At 40.4% G+C, this 18,287-nt stretch carries 14 protein-coding genes; 9 read left to right on the top strand and 5 right to left on the bottom strand.

Translation table 11 applies throughout. The features are described from left to right. Positions 1-391 precede the first annotated feature (391 nt). Both UXI14_RS12345 and UXI14_RS12340 read right to left on the bottom strand, forming a co-directional pair. A complete protein-coding gene (locus tag UXI14_RS12345) occupies positions 392-1,408 on the bottom strand; it encodes a family 43 glycosylhydrolase (RefSeq protein ID WP_335966395.1) in 1,017 nt (338 codons plus the stop codon). Positions 1,409-1,498: 90 nt separating this feature from the next. Beyond that, positions 1,499-5,467: a two-component regulator propeller domain-containing protein gene (locus UXI14_RS12340; RefSeq protein ID WP_335966394.1), complete on the bottom strand. Its 3,969-nt coding sequence runs from the start codon at positions 5,465-5,467 to the stop codon at positions 1,499-1,501. Between the two features lie 422 nt (positions 5,468-5,889). Between UXI14_RS12340 and UXI14_RS12335 the strand changes: the two genes are divergently transcribed. The 4 genes from UXI14_RS12335 to UXI14_RS12320 are packed head-to-tail and all read left to right on the top strand — an operon-like array spanning position 5,890 to position 11,272. Beyond that, entirely contained in the window at positions 5,890-6,915 is a 1,026-nt protein-coding gene (locus UXI14_RS12335) for a glycoside hydrolase family 43 protein (RefSeq protein ID WP_335966393.1), read from the top strand. A 2-nt stretch (positions 6,916-6,917) separates the two neighbouring features. Beyond that, positions 6,918-8,975 carry a beta-L-arabinofuranosidase domain-containing protein gene (locus UXI14_RS12330; RefSeq protein ID WP_335966392.1) on the top strand — a complete coding sequence of 686 codons (2,058 nt, stop codon included), beginning with the start codon at positions 6,918-6,920 and terminating at the stop codon, positions 8,973-8,975. Between the two features lie 36 nt (positions 8,976-9,011). Beyond that, positions 9,012-10,079 carry a cellulase family glycosylhydrolase gene (locus UXI14_RS12325; RefSeq protein WP_277901072.1) on the top strand — a complete coding sequence of 356 codons (1,068 nt, stop codon included), beginning with the start codon at positions 9,012-9,014 and terminating at the stop codon, positions 10,077-10,079. A 2-nt stretch (positions 10,080-10,081) separates the two neighbouring features. Then, positions 10,082-11,272 (top strand): aldose epimerase family protein, encoded by a 1,191-nt coding sequence (locus UXI14_RS12320; protein WP_335966391.1) that lies wholly within the window; start codon positions 10,082-10,084, stop codon positions 11,270-11,272. 77 nt (positions 11,273-11,349) lie between these two features. On the opposite strand, the gene UXI14_RS12315 is transcribed toward UXI14_RS12320, so the two are convergent. Beyond that, positions 11,350-12,180 (bottom strand): DUF5694 domain-containing protein, encoded by an 831-nt coding sequence (locus UXI14_RS12315; RefSeq protein WP_335966390.1) that lies wholly within the window; start codon positions 12,178-12,180, stop codon positions 11,350-11,352. A gap of 247 nt (positions 12,181-12,427) precedes the next feature. On the opposite strand from UXI14_RS12315, the gene UXI14_RS12310 reads away from it, so the two are divergent. From UXI14_RS12310 to UXI14_RS12295, 4 genes are all read left to right on the top strand, one after another. After that, positions 12,428-13,273, top strand: a complete 846-nt coding sequence (locus tag UXI14_RS12310; protein ID WP_335966388.1) for a methylated-DNA--[protein]-cysteine S-methyltransferase — start codon at positions 12,428-12,430, stop codon at positions 13,271-13,273. Then, positions 13,274-13,987, top strand: a complete 714-nt coding sequence (locus tag UXI14_RS12305; protein ID WP_335966387.1) for a 2OG-Fe(II) oxygenase — start codon at positions 13,274-13,276, stop codon at positions 13,985-13,987. A gap of 179 nt (positions 13,988-14,166) precedes the next feature. Continuing rightward, entirely contained in the window at positions 14,167-14,373 is a 207-nt protein-coding gene (locus tag UXI14_RS12300) for an Ada metal-binding domain-containing protein (RefSeq protein WP_335966386.1), read from the top strand. Further along, positions 14,357-14,965 carry an alpha-ketoglutarate-dependent dioxygenase AlkB gene (locus tag UXI14_RS12295; protein ID WP_335966385.1) on the top strand — a complete coding sequence of 203 codons (609 nt, stop codon included), beginning with the start codon at positions 14,357-14,359 and terminating at the stop codon, positions 14,963-14,965. The genes UXI14_RS12300 and UXI14_RS12295 overlap by 17 nt, the downstream gene beginning before the upstream one ends. Before the next feature lie 104 nt (positions 14,966-15,069). Here UXI14_RS12295 and UXI14_RS12290 read toward each other — a convergent pair whose 3' ends face one another. Next, positions 15,070-15,618: a pyridoxamine 5'-phosphate oxidase family protein gene (locus tag UXI14_RS12290; protein WP_277901079.1), complete on the bottom strand. Its 549-nt coding sequence runs from the start codon at positions 15,616-15,618 to the stop codon at positions 15,070-15,072. Positions 15,619-15,693: 75 nt separating this feature from the next. On the opposite strand from UXI14_RS12290, the gene UXI14_RS12285 reads away from it, so the two are divergent. Continuing rightward, on the top strand, positions 15,694-17,064 hold the full coding sequence (locus UXI14_RS12285; RefSeq protein ID WP_335966384.1) for an aminotransferase class V-fold PLP-dependent enzyme: 1,371 nt from the start codon (positions 15,694-15,696) through the stop codon (positions 17,062-17,064). Between the two features lie 50 nt (positions 17,065-17,114). Here UXI14_RS12285 and UXI14_RS12280 read toward each other — a convergent pair whose 3' ends face one another. Then, complete coding sequence (locus UXI14_RS12280; protein WP_335966383.1) at positions 17,115-18,278, bottom strand: IS4 family transposase; 1,164 nt, start codon at positions 18,276-18,278, stop codon at positions 17,115-17,117. Positions 18,279-18,287 lie beyond the last annotated feature (9 nt).

Genomic DNA, 18,287 nt, shown 5'->3' with positions numbered 1-18,287 from the left:
AGAAATAGCCATAATTAATCTCAATGGCTGCCTTGATTATAGTCATGAGGTTGTTAAGCCCAACACTTTTATAAATAGGGTCTCGACTGCGTTCTAGGCATTAAATAATATTTTATGATCAATAGCAGATAATGAGAAAAATTATAGAAAAACACAGATGCAGCACTAAAAAGAGATATTTAAGGACAAAAAATACAGAATGGGGTACCAAAAAAGAACATTTACGCATATAAAACATAGAATAGGGTACTAAAAAAGAAGATTTATGCACACAAAACATAGAATGGAGCACTAAAAAAGAAGATTTATGCACACAAAACATAGAATGGAGCATTAAAAGAGAAAAATGTATGTACGGCCACTATAAAAATATGTATTCGTGTTCTATTATTTATTCGGCATCGGGAAGCCAATAATCAAAGGGTTGGTCACGGTTTGCTTTCAAAGTGCCATTTTCTACCGTAATTGGTGCTACCTGTATGCTGGTTCTATGGTTTTGATAAAAAGAATTTTCTGGTTTGGTAACTCCATGCTTGTCACGCCCCGGATGGGTAAAATAAAATATATAAGCCCGGTCTTTAAGGGTAATTACATCGCCATGTGCCCCAGATGGGGTATCGTCCTTCCTTTTGGAAGGAGTATCGAGTATCAAGCCTTGTTTTTCCCAGGTGTTGAGGTCTGTAGAACGGTATATGCGCAGCCCGTGCCACTCGTCGGTAAGCATCCAATAGTATCCTTTATATTCAAAAACATTGGGTCCCTCATGGGCATCGCCTGCTATTGTAGGTTTTTGTGCTGCTTCCCATGTTTTTAGGTCTTTGGACTCCGACATCATGGTAATCCCTCCCTTAGAATCGTCTTTGTACCACATCCGCCATATGCCGTCTTCCTTTTGGAAGAGGGTAGCGTCTATTACTTTATCTGAAGATGCACTTACGCCTCCTTGATAACTCCAATCCCATAGGTTTTTGCTGGTTAAGTGCACGATTTTGGACTTTCCGCCCCAGTGGCTCCTTGCTCCTTGTATGTACGACACGTACATATGGTAGGTGCCTTTATGGTATACAACATCGGGGGCCCAAAATGTGTTTTGTCCCCGCTCGAATTCCAGGTCTAGGTAGCCCCTGAACACCCATGTTTGTCCATGATCTTTGGTAGAGGCAATGCCCACCTTGTTGCCGTAATAAGCCGATACGTCCGGGGTGGGCATATTGGCCCGGCGTGCCGTATAGAGCATCCACCAACTCTTTTCTTGCCTGTTCCAGATAATAACCGGGTCGGCAGCACCATCATATATGGGGTCGTTGTAAACAGGAGAAGGAGCTGTGTGGGGCTGTTGTTGTGCCGTTGCCGAAAATGCTATAGATAGTGCACAGGAACATACTGTGATAAGGTGTTTTGCTTTCAATTTTTTAAATTTTTATAGGTGAATAGTGTTTAGCGGGGTGCAAACATCAATTTTATGGGTTGATTTACTATAAAAAGAAGCGTGCATAGACTAAACTTCCTTGCTGTTTATATATTCGGTAGGGGTCATGTTAAATTGTTTTTGAAAATTCCTGCCAAAACTGGTCTGGGAGTTGTAGCCTACCATTTCGGATACCTCGTATATTTTGTAATCGCCTGTCCGGAGCAGTTCGGCGGCCTTTTTAAGGCGGGTAATGTTAATAAGCTCGTTAGGGCTAAGGTTAGATATGTCCTTTATCTTCCTATAGAGCGTAGACCTGCTCATGTTCATGATTTCTGCTAGTATTTCAACGCTTAAATTATGGTCGGCTATGTTTTCATAGATTACTTTGTCCAGTGCTTTTATAAAAGATTCATCGGTTTTGGAGTGTGCAATGCTTCTTATATGTGCCAATGGCGTACTGGAATAATGTTGCATGATGTGCTTTCTGTTTTCCAATAAGTTTTTAATTTGAATATGGAGATATTCTATCGAAAAGGGCTTTTCAATATAAGCATCTGCCCCCGATTCCAGTCCTTCTACCTTAGCGCTTATGGCACTTTTGGAAGTTAACAGGATAACGGGTATATGGCTGGTTTCTAAAGATGTTTTTATTTTCTTACAAAGCTCGAAACCATCCATTCCGGGCATCATTACATCGCTTATAACCAGTTGTATGTTGTCGTTCTGAATAATTTCCAGTGCTTTTTCGGCATATGCGGCCTTGTGTACAAAGTAATCTTCACGAAGGTCCTTGGCAATAAAGTCCAAAAGGTCTTCATTGTCTTCAACAAGCAGTATGGTGGTCTTTTTAACTTCTTCTGTATCATCTTCATCATGATAAATTGTAGGGAGCCCTGTATCTTTTATAGGAAGGGTGTTTGATGAATAGAGTTCAAATTTCTTTTCCTGGAACAAGGGCAGTTTCAATATAAAAGTATTCATGGCCACATCTGTATTATCCAGGGAAAGTGTCCCTTTATGCAGTTCGGTTAACGAATGTGCCAGCGATAGGCCAATACCCGTTCCTGTTTGGTGCGTTACTTCGGGCGCCCTGAAAAAAGGTTCGAAGATTTTGTCTTTTAAATGGGCAGGAATAAGCTCTCCATCGTTCTTAACAATAAGGATAAAGCTTGCCTCGTCTCTTTTTAGGGTTACAAATACCTTGTTTTTGGCGTATTTAATGGCATTGTTAAAGAGATTGCTTAAAATTTTCTTAAGAGCCTCGCTGTCTACATAAGCATGTATGGGCTCATCGGGATAAGAAAATTCAAATAAGACATTTTTTTCTTCAATGGCCTGGCTAAAGCGCGTATGGGTGTTTTTTACCATAGCGGTTATGTTTGCCTTTACAAAAGTAAGGTCGACCCCTTCTATTTCTGTCCTCCTAAAGTCCAGCAACTGGTTAACAAGGTCCAATAGCCGGGAGGTGTTTTTGGACATGATGTTGAGGTTTTCTTTTAAGAAGCCATTTTGTTGCGTTGTCTTTAGTATTTTTTCCAGTGGGCTTTTAATAAGTGTAAGCGGGGTTCTTATTTCGTGGGCCACGTTGGTAAAAAACTCGATTTTAGCCTGATAGATTTCTTTTTCCTTCTTGTTGTTGAGCTGGCGGATCTTGCGGTTGTTTTTTTCTTCGGTTTGTTCGTGATAAAACCGTACCGCAAAAAACAATATGGTTGAAATAAATAGAAAATAGAAAGCATATGCCGTATTACTGGCCCAAAACGGGGGCGAAACTATAATTCTGAGGTCTTTTCCCCGGCTCCAGGAACCATTGCTGTTAAGGGCTTTGTATTTAAGGGTGTAATTTCCTGGCGGAAGCTTGGTAAAATAGGCGGTGCGGCTTTTGTTAAGTTCTACCCAGTCGTCGTTAAGGCCTTCCAATTGGTACCAATACTTGGTCATTTGCGAGGCATTGAAGCTCAAGGCCGAAAAATCAATGCTAAACGATGATTCTGTGTGTTTAAGGTTGATTTCATCAGAATAGGTAATGGATTTTGAGAGCGGCGATCCATTTTCTGTTACAGAAATTTCTTTGTTGTTGACCCTAAGGTTGGTTAACAAAATAGGCGGGTTGTATGTGTTCTTTATAAAATTGTCTGGGTTAAAAGACACCATGCCGTCCACGCTTCCAAAGTACATGTCTCCGTTATCGTCCTTAAATGCAGAGCGGTAATTAAACTGGTCGGTCATTAGTCCGTTTGCTTTGGTGTATGTTTTTATGCTGAAGTCTTCTGGGTTAAACTTTACAAGGCCATTGGAGCTGCTAATCCATAAATTAAAATCGTTATCTTCTAAAATGGAGTACATTACGTTACTTGGGAAGCCGTCTTTGGTATTAAAACGTTCAAAATCGTTTGTTTCGGGCCGGTATTTGTTCAAACCGTTTTCGGTAGTAACCCAAATGTTTCCCTTGTGGTCTTTGTAAAGATCGTTTATGGCATTGCTGCTAATGCTATTTGCATTCTTGTTGTTGTATGTATAAACTTCTTTTCTGCCGGTAGCTTCATTGTAATGAAAAAGCCCGTTTCTATAGCTTCCAACCCAGGCTTCGGTAGCGCTAATTTCCATAAAGCAGTTAAAAAAGTATTTTTCAGGAATAGGCTTAAAGCCTTCAAAGGTATCCTTTCCTGCATTGTACTGTTGAATGCCGCCCGTAGTTAAAATAACGATATCATTGCTTTTTGTTTTGTGCACGGCATAGACAAAATTGCTGAACAGGCCACCTTTACTGCCCATTCCATAATGTTTTGTTACTTTTCCAGAAGGGATATCGAGCACGTCCAGGCCATGCTCAAAAGTGCCTGCCCAAAGTTTATCGCTATCGGGCAGTATACCGTGAATGTTATAATAGGCAAGCCCGGTATTGTTTTTAAGCGGATTGTAACTGGTGAACTTTTTGGTTTTCAGGTTAAATTTATTCAGGCCGGCATCTTCGGTACCCAGCCATAGGTTGCCATATTTATCTTTGGTAATCTCCCTAACAATGTTCCCGCTCAAAGAATTTTCATTAAGCTTTGGAAAATACTTTTTAAAGGGCGTGTATTGTTTTGGGTAATAGTTAATTCCCCTAAAATAGGTGCCCATCCATACGCCCTGTTCATTGTCTACCGTAATGGTATATACCGCATTGTCGGACAAGGCATAGTCATCGGTATATTTTTTTTGTATATGGTCGTATGTCTTATCTTGAATGTTGTATATATATACCCCGTTTTCGGTTGCAATCCACAATTCTCCCGCTCCCTTTTTGGCAAAGTTCCTTACATAAACTGGGCCGCTCTCATTGGCTAGCAATCTTTTTTGTGTGCCACTTTGGGTGTTGTATTCTATAACGCCATGATTTTGTGTACCAATTAGAATGGTGTGTGAGTTAAGTGCATATATGGTCGATATTATAAAAGGGAAGATTGTGTTTTCTATGGGGGCTATTCCCATGGGCGTAAAAGATATTTTATCGGGGTCGTACTTATACAGCTGGTTAAAAGAAGCAACCCAGAGCGTATTGTCCTGCGATTTGGTAATGCTCAATGCCCCAAAAAAGTCGGCGGGATCAAAAACTATATATTTTTTCTTCTCAATATTGTATTTATACAAGGTTGCACCTGCAATAAACCATAAATTTCCGTGTGCGTCGGTCTCTATATCCTGGACAGATTGGTTTTGGGTAAGCTCCAATAGCTCGAAAGTTTCATGCAGTTCGTCAAACTTGTACAAACCATTGTCGGTACCAACCCATAAAAAACCTTTGTATTGATGCAATTTCTGTATAAAATTGCTGCCTATACTGGTTGTATCCTGCGGGTCGTTTTGATATAACTTAAAAGAATAACCGTCAAAACGGTTTAAGCCGTCCTTTGTTCCAAACCATAAAAAACCATGGTTATCCTGCAAGGAGGATATAACGGAATTATGAGACAGGCCATTATCTACTTGATAATGTTTTAAATAGTATTCTTGGGCATAAATAACAGTGCTCAAGAGCATAAAAAAAATGGAAAACAGCAGGCTTTTTTTCAACTTTATAAATTTTGCCAAAATGTACTAATAATACTTATACATTTTGTTTCATAATCATTCAATTTGTTTCAACTATCATAAAAAGTATACATTTAGTAGCACTTTGGACGAATTTTACGAAAGAATGACACAATCGATATGCTATAAACACGGTTAATTTAGCCTATTTTGATATAACGGAGAATTCAATAAAAACAAATGTGTTTTTTTAATGATATGGCAATGTACAATACGCCAAATTATTTAGATGATAAATTATTGTGAATTAATTAAAGGTAAAGGATAGCGATTAAATGAAGCCAAATAGTATAAACGGCCTTGATAAACTTCAACAATATCGTTCAAGACCGAAGTTGCAACAAATTATATAAACAAAACAGGATAACATCAATAAAAAAATAGAAAAACCAACCGTAAAAATCATGAAACAATTATATTTTTTGTTCCTGCTATGCTCTTTGACCGTATGTGCACAGCAAAAAGAATTTACCAATCCCTTATTGCCATCGGGTGCAGATCCCTTTAGCGTGCACGTAAATGGATATTACTATTATACCCATACCATGGGAAACAAAATAGTGCTTTGGAAAACAAAGAATTTGGCAAATTTGGCTTCAGCCGAAAAGAAAACCATTTGGACCCCGCCAAAAACGGGGCTTTACTCTAAAGATATATGGGCCCCGGAAGTACATTACCTAGAGGGTAAATGGTATGTTTATTTTGCTGCTGATAATGGAGATAATAACACGCACAGAATGTATGTTATCGAGAACGAAAGCAAGGATCCTTTTTCCGATAATTGGGAGTTTAAAGGAAAAATAGCCGCAAAAACAGATAAATGGGCAATAGATGGGAATGTTTTTAATTATAAAGACCAATATTACATGATCTGGTCCGGATGGGAAGGAGACCAAAATGGACAACAGGACATATTTATAGCCAAAATGAAGAACCCGCTTGAAATTGAAGGAGACCGTGTTAAAATTGCATCTCCGACTTTTAATTGGGAAAAGCACGGCGATTTAAACGACCCCATAAACCCACCGCATGTAAATGTAAACGAAGGACCGCAGTTTCTTCAACATAACAATGCTATTTTTATAATCTTTTCGGCGAGTGGTTGCTGGACCGATTATTACAGTTTGGGGGTACTTAAGTTTACGGGACAAGAAAACTTGCTGGACCCTTCCAATTGGGAAAAACAAAAAAAACCTCTGTTAACACAGTCTCCAAAAAACGGAGTGTATGCACCCGGACATAATTCTTTTTTTAAATCACCGGACGGGAAAGAAGATTGGATCCTGTACCATGCCAATTCAGAGCCGGGACAGGGATGCGGTGGCTTCAGGTCGCCAAGGATGCAACGGGTACATTGGCAGGAAGATGGAAGCCCGTATGTAGGCGAGCCTGTTTCAGAAGATACAAAACTACCAATACCTTCAAAATAATTATGAAAACGAACATCGAGAAAAGTAAATTCATTGCAGTTTCAGTTTTGGTAACATTAGTGTTCCTATCGTGCAATAAAGAAACGGAAAGCAAGAATAAAGTAGAATTAAAGGGAACCAACTATGTAGCGTCGGTTTATAATGAAGTCGCGTTGGGAGAGATCCAACCAAAAGGTTGGCTTAAAGACCAGCTAGCCATAATGCGCGATAATTCAACCGGGCATATGGACGAGATTTACGACAAGATAAAAATTGATAACGGTTGGCTTGGCGGCAAGGGCGATGATTGGGAGGAAACACCTTATTGGCTGGATGGTGCAGTGCCGTTGGCCTATCAATTGGATGATGAAAAACTTCAGCAAAAAGTAAAAAAGTACATCGATTGGAGTATAGAAAACCAACGACCGTCCGGTTATTTCGGCCCCATAACCGAGTGGGAACGGGAAACAGGGAACAAAGTAGATATAGCCCATTGCGATAAAGGCGAAGATTGGTGGCCAAGAATGGTAATGCTAAAAGTGATTCAGCAATATTATACGGCAACGCAAGACGAACGTGTAATTCCGTTCATGAAAAAATATTTCGATTATCAATGGGCTACTTTAGATACCTGCCCAATTGGAAAGTGGACAGAATGGGCACAATCCCGCGGTGTTGAAAACATGCGTATTGCACAATGGTTGTATACCATTACCAAAGATGAAAAACTGTTGCAACTGGCCAATAAAATTAAAGAACAGTCTTTTGCATGGAGCGAATGGCTTGGCAACCGCGATTGGGTAATAAACGCTGCTGCGCACCCCAATGGAGAAAGCTGGATGCACCGCCATGGTGTAAATGTTGGAATGGCCATAAAGGAACCTGCCGAAAATTACCAGCGTACGGGCGATTCGGCTTATTTAAAGGCTACCAAAGTTGGATTTAGCGATTTAATGACTCTCCATGGGCTTCCCAACGGAATTTTTTCTGCCGATGAAGACCTGCACGGGAATGCGCCCATACAGGGAACCGAACTTTGTGCCGTGGTCGAGGCCATGTTTTCATTGGAAGAAATTATAGGGATTACCGGAGACCCATTCTATATGGATGCATTAGAGCGGGCAACGTTTAATGCGCTTCCGGCACAAACTACCGACGATTTTAACGAAAAACAATACTTCCAAATAGCCAACCAAATTGAAATAGACAGGGGGGTATATGCTTTTACCTTGCCGTTTAACCGCGAAATGAACAATGTTTTGGGGGCAAAAAGCGGTTATACCTGTTGCTATGTAAACATGCACCAAGGATGGACCAAATTTACACAACATTTGTGGTATAAAAATCAGCAGGACGGCTTGGCGGCACTGGTTTACAGTCCAAATACAATTTCGACCACCATTAAAAATAAAACGGTAACCATAGAGGAAGATACTGCTTATCCTTTTGGAGACGAAATTGATTTTAAAATTTCTGTTGAAGATGAAATAACCTTTCCTTTTGAGTTGAGAATCCCAAAATGGTGCACAGCACCTTCAATAACCGTTAACGGTGAAAAAGTGTCCTTCGAGAAGGACAAAGAAATTGTAACGCTTAACAGAAGCTGGAAAAACGGCGATGTGGTAAAACTAAAGCTCCCTATGGAAGTACGTGCTTCTGAATGGGCAGAAAACTCGCGTGCCATTGAGCGTGGCCCCTTGGTTTACGGATTGAAATTAAATGAAAAGTGGAACGAAGGCAACGAGGAACATGAAGGTAAATATTTTACCGTCCATACCGATTCCAACTGGAATTATGGCTTGCTTCAAGAAGAATTAAAAACAATTGCAAACAATACCGAAGTAATTGCAAAAGGACTGAACGATGACTTTAAATGGAATTTGGAAAATGCACCACTTGAAATAAAAGTAAACGCAAAACAAATCCCCGATTGGAAGGCCATCAATGGTTTGGCATATTTACCGGTAACGGGAAGGGAAGGTTTTTATAAAGGCGAAGTTTCCAAAAAGGAAGAATCCATCAGTTTGGTGCCCATTGGTTTTACAAAGCTTAGAATTGTTGCATTTCCCGTGGTCAAATAGTTAAAAAAAGAACACTAATTATAAAAATAGAGAACAATGAAAAAAATACTTATTGTAGCTGTAACGCTTCTTATGTGCAACTTGGGGATGGCCCAGAAAAAAGATGTGCTTATAAAAAACAAATGGTCTGCCGAGAAAGCCAATAACTGGTATGCACAGCATAAATGGATAAGTGGTGCCAACTTTATCCCGAGTACGGCCATTAATCAATTAGAAATGTGGCAAGAAGATACTTTCGACCCCGAAACCATCGACCGGGAACTAGGCTATGCCGAAGGAATTGGATTTAACACCATGCGTGTGTATTTGCACAGTCTGGCGTATAAGGCAGACAAAGAAGGATTTAAGAAAAGGGTAGACCAATATTTAAAAATAGCTAATAAACACGGCATACAAACCATCTTGGTTATTTTTGATGACGTTTGGGACGCCAACCCAAAGATAGGGAAGCAGCGCGAACCAAAGCCGGGAACCCATAATTCCGGGTGGATGCAGGACCCAGGATATCCGGCATCAAAAAACGAGGCAAATTTTCCTGAACTGGAAACATATGTAAAAGATATCATAAAAACTTTTGCCAACGACAATCGCGTATTGCTGTGGGATTTGTACAACGAACCCGGAAACAACGGCAAAAGCAGCGAGTCTTTGCCATTGCTAAAACAAGTTTTTACCTGGGCACGCGAGGTAAACCCATCGCAACCTATAAGTGTAGGTATCTGGAAATGGAACGAAAAAGAACTTAACGAATTTCAGGTAACAAACTCCGACATTGTTACCTACCATGATTACGAAGCACCCGAATGGCACTTGCGCGTAATACAATTATTAGAATCCTTTGGACGCCCGCTTATTTGTACCGAATACATGGCAAGAACCAGAGACAGTCGTTTTTCCAATATACTGCCAATGCTTAAAGAGCATAACATCGGGGCCATAAATTGGGGATTGGTAAATGGTAAAACAAATACCATTTATGCTTGGGACACGCCCATAAGCAGTGGAGAAGAACCTATTGAGTGGTTCCACGATATATTTAGAAAAGACGGAACTCCTTACAGGCAGGATGAAGTAGATTTAATAAAAAAACTAAACAATAAATAAACATGTACAAGTCAAAAATCTTCATGGCTCTTTTGCTGGCAGGAATAATCAGTGTAGTGGCGTGTAAGCAAAACAAAAAAGAAGAGGCAGCATCTCAAGGAGAAACCGTTGAGGTGGTTACCAAGGATTCCATTGCAACTTTAATTAATTCAGAAGCTTTCGATACTATTGTAAACGGGAAAAAAGTACAATTATATTGGATTCAGAATAAAAACCTAAAAGCGGCCTTTACCAATTACGGTGGGCGTATAGTAGGTTTATGGGTGCCCGATAAAAATGGTAAAATGACCGATGTTGTCGTGGGTATGAACAGTGCTAAAGGGTATATGGAGTCTACCGAACCATATTTTGGAGCTACCATTGGAAGGGTTGGCAACCGAATTGCAAAGGGAAGGTTTACTTTAAACGGAAAACAATATATAATCCCCACCAATAACAATGGTAATACCCTTCATGGAGGAAACAAAGGTTTTCAGGATGTTATTTGGGACGCCGAAAAGGTAAACGAACATACATTGGTACTTAAATACCATTCCCCCGATATGGAAGAAGGTTTTCCGGGGAACCTGGACGTAACGGTTACCTATTCCATTACCAACGATAATGCCGTAAAGATGGAATACAGCGCAACTACAGACGCGCCCACGGTGGTAAATTTAACCAACCATGCCTTTTTTAATTTAAATGGTGAGGGGAGCGGGACTATTTTAGGTCATCAAGTTCAAATTTATGCCGATAAGTTCACTCCGGTCGATGCCGGTTTGATTCCCACGGGAGAATTAAAACCGGTAGCCGGGACCCCGTTCAATTTTACCGATCCGCATACTATTGGGGAACGCATAGAAACCGATAACGAGCAACTAAAAAACGGAATGGGCTACGACCATAATTATGTGTTAACTGGTGCCAAGGAAGATAGTATGAACCATGTGGCAACCATTGTTGGGGATAAATCGGGGATTGAAATGGATGTTGTAAGCCAGGAACCGGGCGTACAATTCTACAGCGGAAATTTCATGCAAAGCAAAAACACCTTCAAGTCGGGGGCTAAAGACGATTTTAGAACTGCTTTTGCATTGGAAACCCAGCATTTTCCAGATGCGCCCAATCAACCAGACTTCCCATCCATTACCTTAAACCCGGGAGAAGAATACCATACGGTTTCTGTATATAAATTTTCAGTAAAAAAATAAAGGGTTTTATACCAAATAACCCCAATGTTAATATAGAAAAAACCGCAAAGTACTTATTTTGCGGTTTTTTTGTAATCTTACTTTAAATAAACGTTCGTGTCAACGAGCTTAAATTCAGGAGAACTGTCAAAGAAAATGTTTAATAGATTCATATGGTCTGCCCCAAATATTATTAAAATCCGATTAGACGGATCGGTTTTTATACGCTGTATATTTCTAAATATTTTAAGGTTTCTACTAAACCATCTTCCCGTTTCAAAATCAACACCAAAAAAATCGCCTTCATTTATCTCATATTTAAAAGGGCCCAATAGATAATTTCCCAAACTTTTCTTTATAACTTCAGGGTTGTTCATCATTTTTAGTTGTTCCAGAATACCTTCAGACTTATATATGTCTTTTCTTATGTTCTTTAGCGGGGCATCCGGGTTGTTTTCAACATATTTTACAAATTTCTTACGGTTAATGGAGTCATTTCCATTTATTACTTTTTCAACGGACTGGGTAAAGTTGCCCCACTCATCTACACAATACAGTTTCTTTAACTTTAATTGTTTGGCAAGCCTAAATCCTATTTGTTGGTATTCGGCTCTTTGCAATTTATAGATGCCTTCAAGAAATAAATTATAGAGCGAATCGGCTTTTGCCTGCTCTTCAGGTCGAAGTTCTATTGCAATAATAGTAGGCTTAAACGCGCTTAGTTTTTTAACAATCTCATTTATTTCTTTTTGATAACGCTTCTCATAAATATCTATTTTATCGGAATCTTCAACCTGTTGCACGTCTAGGTTTGGGAAGTCAAAATGGAACGTAGCAAGTGTTAGCACTTCAATTTTGTTTTCATTTTCGCTTTTCTGTGCTTGAATGGCGAATGTTACGCATAAAAATAACACCGTTAATGGCTTCATAAGGCTATTGTTTATTATGAAGACTAGCCAGGACCACATTTGTTACAATATTTGTGTGTAACCCAGTGGGATAGCTGTTCTTTTTTCAAGATAATCCGAAGGGATTATTTGTTTTTGGCAATTAAAATAGAGTTACTTTTATAAGAGATGAACAATACCAATAGTTAAAACACATATGTTTAGCAAGAATCAGGTTTTAAGGCCTTCAAAAGCAATATATTTTTGCTTCTATAAAACATAAAGAAAAATGACACCGCAAGAAGAACTCAATTACAATAGAATTGCCGAGGCCATACAGTATATTAAGGCGCATTTTAAGGAACAGCCTTCTTTAGAGCATATAGCGGAGCAGGTACATTTAAGTCCGTTTCACTTTCAACGGTTGTTTACCGATTGGGCGGGGGTAAGTCCAAAAAAATTTATGCAGTATTTAAGCATTGAATATGCAAAACGGTTGTTAAACAAAGGTCGGCCCACATTATTCGACACCGCTTACCAAACCGGACTTTCGGGTACTAGCCGTTTACACGATTTATTTATAAACATAGAGGGAATGACGCCCGGCGAATACAAAAACAAAGGCGAAAACCTACGTATAAACTACAGTTTTGCCGAAAGCCCGTTCGGGCAGATTATAGTAGCCTCCACACCAAAGGGAATTTGCCATATGGCTTTTTTAAACAACAAGGAAGAAGCCTTTTATACGTTAAAAAGCAGGTTCCCCAATGCAGAATATCATCAAATGGTGGATAAAATCCAACAAAATGCACTTTTCATTTTCCGTGAAGATTGGAGCAAGGGCAACCAAATAAAGTTGCATTTAAAAGGCACTCCCTTTCAACTAAAAGTTTGGGAAACCCTTTTAAAAATCCCCAAGGGAAACCTCTCGACCTATGGGGCCGTTGCCAAAAAAATAGACATGCCAAAGGCATCACGGGCCATCGGGACCGCTATTGGCAACAATCCCGTAGCATATTTAATCCCGTGCCACCGGGTTATACAGTCTACCGGGAACACGGGGGGCTATATGTGGGGAAGCACCCGAAAATCTGCCATAATTGGCTGGGAGGCCGCTAAAACAAACGTAGAATAAATGGAAAGCATCAACACTAAAATAGCAACAATAGATTGGAATACCGTAACTGCCCAAATGCACGAAAAAGGTTATGCAATTGTGCCCAAATTTATAAACCAAAAGCAATGCAATACCTTAATCGGCCTATATCCATCGGTAAGTGCATACCGAAAAACCGTGGTCATGGAACGTTATCGTTTTGGCTTGGGCGAATACAAATACTTTAATTACCCTTTGCCCAAAATTGTACGGGAAATACGCCAAGGATTATACCCAAAATTAGCGCCAATTGCCAATTTGTGGATGAAAGTTTTAAAGATTGACAGAAAATTCCCGGAAACATTACGGGAATTACTTGAACAGTGCCACAAAAACAATCAATTAAAGCCAACGCCCCTTATATTAAAATACGGCAAAGGAGGTTTTAACACCTTGCATCAGGATTTGTACGGAGACATATACTTCCCCCTGCAAGCAGTCCTGTTTTTAGACCAACCCGATATTGACTATTCCGGCGGCGAGTTTGTACTTACCCAGCAAACGCCAAGGGCACAATCCAAGGCAATGGTTTTAAGGCCCCAAAAAGGAGATATGCTTATCTTTACCACCAACTTTAGGCCCATAAAGGGCACAAAAGGCTATTACCGTGCCCGCATAAAGCACGGGGTTAGCCAATTGCACCATGGCCAAAGGCATACATTGGGCATTATTTTTCACGATGCACTTAGCTAATACTATTTTGGCGGGCCCTCCATTTCATTCCGGCCGGGCTATCCACTGCAATCTTTTGTTCGTGCCTCACAAAAGGATTTACGCTGCTATCCCTGCCCGAACAATTAAAAGAGGCATTAAATAAAAGAGATAATAACATGGTACAACATCAACAAATAACATCCTTAACTTTGCATGGCATGATAAAAAATGGACAAATATGTCTTGCAGGAAACAAAAGACTTAAAATTTATGGCACATTAAACTGCAAATCGGGAAAACGCATGCAAAAAGAAAACCGCGTGTTTTTCAAAACAGAAAAAGAAGCTGTCATAAACAACTACCGCCCATGCGGGCATTGTATGAAGCAAGCATATAAAACATGGAAAAATGGACTTGTTCAATAACGAGATAGATACAACACAAAACCTATTGCCCAAAGACGGAACCGTAAATTACTATGGTAAATTGTTTGCCGCCCAAGAGGCCAATAGCTATTTAAACACGCTGTTAAGCTCCATACAATGGAAAAACGACGAGGCCATAGTATTTGGAAAAAGGATAATTACCAAAAGAAAGGTGGCCTGGTATGCAAACAAACCCTTTTCCTACACTTATTCCAACACTACAAAGCGGGCGCTGCCATGGACCCAAGCACTTTTGGACCTCAAAGGCACGGTAGAGCAAAGAACCGGCGAAACGTTCAACTCCTGTCTCTTAAACCTATATCACGATGGCAGCGAAGGCATGGCATGGCACAGCGATGCCGAAAAAGACCTGAAAAAGAACGGGACCATTGCCTCCTTGAGCTTTGGCGCCGAACGAAAATTTGCCTTTAAGCACAAAACAACCAAAGAAAAAGTAACAATTACTTTGGCCCACGGAAGTTTACTCGTCATGAAAGGCACCACGCAAACGCATTGGCTGCATAGATTGCCGCCCACAAAACTAATAAATAGGCCAAGGGTAAATCTTACCTTTAGAACCATAGACAAATAGTAACAATATTCCTGCTGGACAGCTAACTAAGAAAAAGGGGCAACCCAAATTAGGCAAAGTAGTATTTAAAACCTGAGATCCGGAACAAACAACCGTCAATTGTTTTATGGAACCAAAAAAGTGCCTTCCCATCCGGTAGGTTCTTTAGCATAAAGCACCCTTATGTGCTTATCTTTCTTCAATTGAAGGTATTCTATTTTAGAGGGAATAATATGGATAATAGCAAAATGGTTTACATTCTCCAAATACTCTATCATTTCGGGATCTTTAATCTTCGTACCGGGATCCCTTGAGGTACTATAGTCTTTTTTAGAAGAAACTTTAACCTGTTTCCACCCATGCTGTATTATTTTTTCATCTGCTTCCAGAAAAGCCTTGCCATCAACTTTAAGTTGCAGCATCTCGTTATGGTTAAAAAAAAGCAGGCACACATTATTGTTTTCCTTTAGGTGCGTAACTTTTTTAGAACGCTTGTCGGTATAGATGGTTAAGGCCAAATCGTCCTGTACTTCCCTAAGTACTACTGTGCGTAGCCTAGGACTATGGTTTATGCCAATGGTAGCCATGGTAAAATACCTAAAAGGGTGCTTTACATCTTTAATGGCATCCAGCAATTCCTGCTTGGCGGTTCTAAAATAAGCGTTGGTCTTCATCTATTGGCTTTTTATAAAGATAGCAAATTCTATTGAAAACCGAACAAAAGCATACCTTTGCCAAAAAGAGATTTTATGCACAATATAGATATGGACAGCGTAGAAATGACACTCGATGTCATGAAGTACGCCTTGAACAGGATTACAATGATCTCCCCCGAGCTAGGAAAGCCTAAAAAGGAAGAAGAGCTAAAGGCATTGGTAGGAGAGACCGTAACGGCAAAAGGTATTGGGGGCGAAAAGGCCTTCCAGCTATTTAAGGATGTACTTATAAAAGCCACCGTCCCCATAGACCACCCCAGGCATTTGGCATTTGTGCCGGCATCGCCTACACGGGCCGCCATAATGTTCGACCTGGTAACCTCGGCATCGAGCATCCACGGGGCTTATTGGATGGAAGGTGCGGGCGGTATCTACTGCGAAAACGAAGCCATGAAGTGGTTGGTCTCCCTAACGGGCATGCCCAGAGGAGCTTTTGGCGTATTTACCAGCGGGGGCACTGCCGCCAACCTTTCGGCAATGGTAACAGCCCGTGAAGAGTGGCGAAAGGATGAAAATAACCAAGGTGAAAAGGGATTGATTATAACTTCTATCGGGGCACACTCCTCTATAAAGTCAATGGCCAAAGTAATAGATGCCGATGTCCTGTTGGTAGAAACCGAAGACCAGATGAAAGGACAATATCTGGAAGAAAAAATAAAAAGCCTTACACCGCACCAGCGCAAACGCTTATTTGCCGTTGTTGCCACGGGCGGCACTACCAATGCCGGTATTATAGACGACCTGGACGGTATAGCTAACATATGCCAAAGGGAAAAACTTTGGTTCCATATAGACGCAGCATATGGTGGCGGTGCCCTTGCCGCCGATTCCGTGAAGCATTTGTTCAAGGGTGTAGAGCGTTGCGATAGTATTACCATCGATCCGCACAAATGGTTGTTCTCTCCTTACGATTGTGGGGCCATTATTTATAAAAACCCACAATTGGCAAAAAATGCACATACACAAGAAGGCTCTTACCTGGATATATTTAAGGATGAAGGGGCACATGGCTTCAATCCATCTGAGTACCAAATACAATTAACGCGCCGTGTAAGGGGGTTGCCTTTATGGTTTTCGCTAGCCATGCACGGAACCGATAAATACAAATGGGCGGTAGAACAGGGCATCAAGCTTGCCAAGCTTGCGGGGAAGCTAATCGAGGAAGACCCAAATGTAGAACTGGTGCGCGAGCCAAGTTTATCCTGTGTACTATATAGGCGCAAAGGATGGACCCCCGACGATTACAGGAATTGGACCTATAAAAACCACCGCGATGGCTTTGCACTGGTAACGCCTACCAAATGGCGCCAGGGCGATAGCTTTGAGACCGTTTCACGTTTTTGCTTTATCAATCCAGATACAACCGAAGCCGATATTAAAGCAATACTGGATTCCATGGCATAGAAAATATAAGAAATGCTCATAAAATTAAAGAATGCCCCACTAGTGTCCATTTAAAATAAACTGATTTTCAGTTGATTATATTCGTGTTCTTTGAAATTATTGTAATCTGTATTCGTAAACAGCTCTTTTACAGGTGTTTTATCCAGTAGAGATACACCTAAAATCTGTAATATTTCGTAGGTTGAACGGTCAGTTTTCAGGTCATGTCCTACAATAGCTACTAAGCAATAGGCAATAATAGCCGTGTAAATTTGGATACGAACCGCATTTTCGGATGTTCCCCAAAAGGATTTGATCTTTAAATGTTGTTTGATCCATTTGAAAAAGAGTTCTACCTGCCAACGGTTTTTGTACAACAAGGCGATTTCAGGGGCTGATAATTCCATATTGTTTGTCAGGAAGACAAAGGTCCGTCGGGTTTGTTCATCACGGAATTTGACCCTGCGCAGTTTATCCGGATATTCCTTGGAAACATAGAAGCCGGAGAGCTTGCCCAATTGGTCACATAAAACTCCGGTGGATTTATCGACCTTATTGGAATACATCCGCCTGAACTTTAAATTGGATTTAGCTCTAACCACAAAAAAGGCTTGGCATTGAGTGATATGGTAAAGCCTTTGATAATCTACATACCCGCGGTCAAATATGTAATAGGCCCCGGTTTCATATGGGATCACGTCCATGACATTCATATCATTTACCGTTGCCGCTGTGATGTGGATGAATGCCGGAATTTGAGTGGTGATATCAAAAAGTGTATGAAGTTTGATCCCTCCTTTGGTTTTACGAAACTTCGCCCACCAAAACACATTTAAGCACAAATCAATCGTAGAGGAATCAAAAGCATATACCTTTCCTTTGATCTGAAAATCATCATGGGCTCGTTTTTTACGGGCTATATCAATCAGGTGGTAAGCAAATTCCTCAAAGATTTTGCTGTTACGTTTTTCATTGGCTTTAGCCAGATTGCTTCTGGTTACACTTTTGCCAAAACCAAGATGATACGATTTTGGATGATGAGCTTCAATGACCGTAATTAAGTCACGAAGGCTCTCCCGATTAGTTAATTGACCAAAAACCATACAAAGTAGTTGATTCCAACATGTAAAATGCCGAACGTATTTATTACCATGATGTTTGGTAACAATACGATCAAAAACGCGCCGGGGCAAAAAAGATGTGACTTGCGAAAAAACATATTTGCCTGTGTTCATAGGGAAGTG

It is taken from the genome of Galbibacter sp. PAP.153 (assembly GCF_037029175.1).
In the GTDB taxonomy this organism is placed as follows: Bacteria; Bacteroidota; Bacteroidia; order Flavobacteriales; family Flavobacteriaceae; genus Galbibacter; species Galbibacter pacificus.
The sequence above is the reverse complement of the archived record's forward strand: the minus strand, read 5'-3'. Positions and strand labels throughout refer to the sequence as shown.